Annotated in this window: 1 protein-coding gene; it reads right to left on the bottom strand. The window is 66.3% G+C overall.

Annotated elements, in window-relative coordinates; translation table 11 throughout:
* Positions 1–294 (bottom strand): transposase (locus tag DL990_RS41180; RefSeq protein WP_199746815.1); only part of this gene is annotated, 294 nt, incomplete at both ends.

Raw genomic sequence — 294 nt, 5'->3', positions numbered from 1 at the left:
GCGAGTCGGCCGTCGAAGGCGATCTCGAACGCGTTCAAGGCGGGTTTCCAGCGCATGGTCCAGCGTTTGCGGCCGGTGCCGGTCGGGTCGAGGCTCATGATCGCCATGTAGACGCACTTGAGCGCTGCTTGCTCGTTGGGGAAGTGGCCACGGGCTTTGACGGCGCGGCGGATACGGGCGTTGACGCTCTCGATGGCGTTGGTGGAGCAGATCACCCGGCGGATCTCCGGGTCGAAGGCGAGGAACGGCACGAACTCGGCCCAGGCGTTGTCCCACAACCGCACGATGGCCGGA

Origin of the sequence: Amycolatopsis sp. WAC 01416, from assembly GCF_003947485.1 — a bacterium.
In the GTDB taxonomy this organism is placed as follows: domain Bacteria; phylum Actinomycetota; class Actinomycetes; order Mycobacteriales; family Pseudonocardiaceae; genus Amycolatopsis.
This window is presented reverse-complemented; position numbering and strand designations above follow the sequence as displayed.